General features: G+C 66.7%; 5 protein-coding genes. 4 read left to right on the forward strand and 1 reads right to left on the reverse strand.

Annotated features, from left to right (window positions below):
• Window positions 1–1,300 (forward strand): TolC family protein (locus JYJ84_RS29140; protein WP_205189799.1); only part of this gene is annotated, 1,300 nt, incomplete at its 5' end.
• Between the two features lie 305 nt (window positions 1,301–1,605).
• Window positions 1,606–2,313 carry an MgtC/SapB family protein gene (locus tag JYJ84_RS29145; protein WP_011354660.1) on the forward strand — a complete coding sequence of 236 codons (708 nt, stop codon included), beginning with the start codon at window positions 1,606–1,608 and terminating at the stop codon, window positions 2,311–2,313.
• Between the two features lie 50 nt (window positions 2,314–2,363).
• Here the strand turns inward: JYJ84_RS29145 and JYJ84_RS29150 are convergent, their stop codons facing one another.
• Window positions 2,364–3,083: an autoinducer binding domain-containing protein gene (locus tag JYJ84_RS29150; protein WP_122947488.1), complete on the reverse strand. Its 720-nt coding sequence runs from the start codon at window positions 3,081–3,083 to the stop codon at window positions 2,364–2,366.
• A 73-nt stretch (window positions 3,084–3,156) separates the two neighbouring features.
• Here JYJ84_RS29150 and JYJ84_RS29155 point away from each other — a divergent pair, with 73 nt between their 5' ends.
• Window positions 3,157–3,600 carry a DUF4902 domain-containing protein gene (locus tag JYJ84_RS29155; protein ID WP_175223679.1) on the forward strand — a complete coding sequence of 148 codons (444 nt, stop codon included), beginning with the start codon at window positions 3,157–3,159 and terminating at the stop codon, window positions 3,598–3,600.
• A gap of 214 nt (window positions 3,601–3,814) precedes the next feature.
• Entirely contained in the window at window positions 3,815–4,423 is a 609-nt protein-coding gene (locus JYJ84_RS29160; RefSeq protein ID WP_043177453.1) for an acyl-homoserine-lactone synthase, read from the forward strand.
• Window positions 4,424–4,546: the final 123 nt, after the last annotated feature.

Here is a 4,546-nt window from a genome sequence, read left to right on the forward strand (position 1 = left end):
GCTCGATGCCGCGCATGCGTACACGCTGCCCGAGCTGATCGATCTCGCCGAATCGGCGAACCCGCTGACCCGCATCGCGTGGAACGACGCGCGCAACGCCGCGCTCGCGGTCGGCCTGGCCAAGACCGCCTACCTGCCGAAGCTGTCCGCGACAGCCATGGGCGGGTACCAGGCAAACCACGGCTCGACGTCGACGTTCCTCGGCGATTCGTCGAGCAACTCCAGCGTGCACGGCACCATCTCGGCACTGTCGCTGCAATGGCTGCTGTTCGATTTCGGTGGCCGCGCGGCGCGTGTCGAGGCGGCCGAGCAGGCGTCGATAGCGTCGAACGTTGCATTCACGGCCGTGCACCAGCAGGTGATCCACGACGTGACCGTCGCGTACTACCGCTACGAAGCCGCACGCTCGCGCGCCCTCAGCGCCCAGCAGGGCCTCGCGAACGCGGACGCGATCCTCGCGGCCTCCCGCGCGCGGCTCAAGCATGGCGTCGGCACGGTCGTCGAGCTTGCGCAGGCGACGCAGAACCGCGCGCAGGCGAACCTCGCACTCGTGCAGGCGAACGGCACGGAGAGCGACAGCTACCTCGCCCTCGTCTCCGCGCTCGGCATCTCGCCGCTGTCGAAGCCGACCATCGCCGCGCTGCCGAAGCGGCCGTTGCCGCCCGCGCTCGGCTCGTCGGTCGACGCGATTGTGTCGGATGCGATCGCGCGCCGTCCCGACCTGCAGGGTGCGTTCGCGCTTGAAAAGGCCAATCGCGCGAAGATCAAGGCCGCACAAGCCGCGTTCATGCCGAAGATCTTCCTGTCCGCGTCGACGTCGTACGCGAGCGGCGGAACGTCCATCTCCGCACTGCCCGCGATCGGCGACCAGGCACCGACCGTCAACCTGAACGGCAGCCGCTACGGCGGCGGCGTGTTCCTAGGCGTGACGATCCCGCTATACGACGGCGGCCTGCGCTCGGCCGTGCTGATGCAGGCGCGCAACGATGCGGAAAGCGCATCCGCGCGCCTCACGCGAACCAAGGAGGAAGCCGTCCGCCAGGTCGTCGCCGCGCAGAACGCGGTGCAGACGAGCCTGGCGTCGCACGACGCCGCGAACGCGCTCGTCGATGCCGCGCAGACGAGCTACGACGCGGCGCTCACCGCGTACCGGAATGGCGTCGGTTCAGTCACCGATGCGACGATCGCGCAAAGCCAGTTGCTCGCGGCCCGCAACGCGGAGGTCGACAGCTATGCCGGTGCGCTATCGGCCGCTGCCGCACTCGCGCTCGCGACGGGGACGATCGGCTCGGCGCAGTAGCGCAACCGCCGCGCGGCGGTTGACGCAGGCGCTCGCCGCCCACTAGAATGCCGCCCATTCTTCCTTCAGGAACCGTCGTGGACAGTTGCAGCACTCCGTTGCGTGCGCCGCTTGCCGCCTGAACGCCTGTCCGACGCAGTTCTCCTGCCCGGCTCGCGTTCCGCGAGCCGCACGCCTACCGTTTCACACTGAATGACGCATTCACGCGGTACAGTACCGCGCGATGACGGCTATCTTCGCGTCGCCTTCGGCATTGCGCCGCAGCGACGCGAAACGGCACGCGCTCCTTGCACGGCAGGACAACCATGACTTTCGATTTCGCACTCCGTCTTTTCACCGCGTTCGCCTGCGGCGTCGCCATCGGCATCGAACGCCAGATGCGCCAGCGCACGGCCGGCCTGCGCACGATCACGCTCGTCGCGAGCGGCGCGTGCCTGTTCGTCACGCTCGGCGTGCTGACCGGCAACGGCGTCGCGGGCGTCACGCAGATCGCCGCCTACGTCGTGTCGGGCGTCGGCTTCCTCGGCGGCGGCGTGATCATGCGCGACAAGGGCTCGATCCAGGGCATCAACACCGCCGCGACGCTGTGGTGCTCGGCCGCCGTCGGCGTGCTGTCCGGTTCCGGTCATTACGTGCCGGCGCTCGCCGGCACCGGCGTCGTGCTGCTGACCAATACGCTATTGCGCAGCGTCAGCCAGGCGATCAACGCGACGCCCGTATCAAACGCCGATCTCGTGCGCGAATACCAGATCACCGTGATCTGCCTGGCCTCCGACGAAGTGCACATCCGCACGCTGCTGTCCAACTCGATGTACGCGAAGCCGCTGTCGTTCCAGAGCCTCACGAGCGAGGACGTGCCCGACCAGCCGGACCGGCTGAAGGTGACCGCGACCCTGAAGCTGCATCCGAAGGATCAGCAGAAGCTCGAACAAATCGCGAGCCGGATGAGCATGGAGAAGAGCATTTCCAGCGTGAGCTGGACCGCGAAGGAGGCGGAGCCGATGATGGAGTGAGCGGCCTGGCGGCAGCCGCGTGCCGCGCTGCCGCCCGCCCTCGTGCCCTGTCAGGGGGTCTCGATCAGCCCGGCCGAGATTGCCTTGACGACCGCCTGGACCTTGTTGGTCGCACCCAGCTTCTCGAGGATGTTGTTGACGTGGAAGTTGACCGTCCGCTCCGAGATGCTGAGGATCTGGCCGATTTCACACGCGGTCTTGCCCTCGGCCGTCCAGCACAGCACCTCGCGCTCGCGCGCGGTCAGCGTGACCCCCGCCGCCGGCGCCAGCTTCGGCACCATGAAGCGGCTCATCAGCGAGTGCGACAGGTTCGCGAGCCAGTTCGTCTGCAGCGTCAGCATGTTGATTTCCGCCGGTGTCAGCCGGTCGGCATGGCGTGCGATGCTCAGCAGGCCGAACGCGCCGCGGGCCGCCCAGCTCGACTGCGCGACCCCCACCGACAGCCCGAAATCGCGCGCATCCTGCCACAGCGGACACGGTTCGATCAGGTCGACGTCCGGCCAGACGATCATGTTGGTACTGAGCGCGCCGTCGCGCACCGTCGAATCGATCTCGATGTAGTTCTGCGCCTGGTAGTGCGCCATCCAGCCGTCCGGATAGGTATTGAAGATCGCGACCGACGGCTTCGATACGGGCAACGGCACACGAATGCCGTAGCAGCAGTATTCGAATCCCAGCCGTTTGGAATAGGCGGCGATCCGCTGGAAGAGCTGCTGCTCGTCTTCCGCGGCGCTGAATTGTTGGTAGGCATCCTGCCAGCGCAGTTCCATTCATTCTCCGACAACGACACGCTGTCATACTTGTCAGGTTCCAGCACCCGTTCGAGGCTGATACATTCCGCGCATGACTTCACCTTTGCTGCACCCGGTCCCCGGCCCGTCCCCGGACGGCTACGTACGCCTGTCAGAAGGCGCACTGGCCGCGCTTGCGCTCGACCATGTCGCAAGCGGCCTCGACGCATCGCTGCTTGCGGAACTGCGCGACAGCGCCATCGATGCACGCCTTGCCGGCTACACCGAATGGCATCGCCCGGCCCATACCGGCGTCGCTTACGTGACGGTCGGCTGGGACTGGTATCTCGACCGCGCGACGGGCGCGTTCGTGATCGCGGGCGGCGACGTCCGCAGCAACGTGATGGCCGTCGACGCCACGGGCGCCGACATCGGCATGTTCCGCACGGCCGCCGCGCTCGCCGCGCGGCTCGCGTGCATCGACTGGCCCGCTGCAGTCGCGTCTGCCCTGCTCGGGCACAACGACGCCTATCATGCCGGTCCGACGCTCCAGTGACAACTGGCGGCGCACTCATTCATCTGACGATTTCCGTGATGCTGGCGCTCTTTATAAGCAAAAGCGGCACAGTTTTCAATCCCGTTGATCAAGAAACCGTTACCACGTCCTAAACGGCGTCTTTCCACCGTCACCCTGTAAGAGTTACCAGTTACAGCCCCCTCGTGCTGCGCGATGTAATGCACGCATACAAAAGCACAGATCCGAGGACACCATGCGGACCTTCGTTCACGAGGAAGGGCGGTTGCCACACGAACTTGCAGCGGATCTCGGGCGCTATCGGCGCCGCGTGTTCGTCGAGCAGCTCGGTTGGGCGCTCCCGTCGGCGAACGAATGTTTCGAGCGCGACCAGTTCGATCGCGACGATACCGTCTACGTGTTCGCGCGAAACGCCGGCGGCGACATGTGCGGATGTGCGCGCCTGCTGCCGACAACGCGCCCGTATCTGCTGAAGTCGCTGTTCGCCGACCTGATCGCCGAAGACATGCCGCTGCCGCAGTCGGCCGCCGTCTGGGAGCTGTCCCGGTTCGCGGCAACCGACGACGAAGGCGGGCCGGGCAATGCCGAATGGGCCGTGCGCCCGATGCTCGCGGCCGTCGTCGAATGCGCGGCGAAGCTAGGCGCGCGGCAGTTGATCGGCGTGACGTTCGCGAGCGTGGAGCGGCTGTTCCGCCGGATCGGCATACACGCGCACCGCGCAGGCTCGCCGAAGCAGGTGGACGGACGTCTGGTGGTCGCGTGTTGGATCGACATTGATCCGCAAACGTTTGCTGCACTAGGAATCGAGCCGGGGCAAGCCGCCCGGCAAGCCATTGCCGCCTGAGCCGGAACGCGCGTTTCGGTCCGGGCAGTATCGTAACGAAGGAGAATCAACGTGGACCAGTCCCAGGTCTTTCGCGCGATGATGCCCGGGTTGACGAGCGCCAACGGCGCCCGCATCGCGGTC

The organism is Burkholderia sp. LMG 13014 (assembly GCF_905232215.1).
Classification (GTDB): Bacteria; Pseudomonadota; Gammaproteobacteria; order Burkholderiales; family Burkholderiaceae; genus Burkholderia.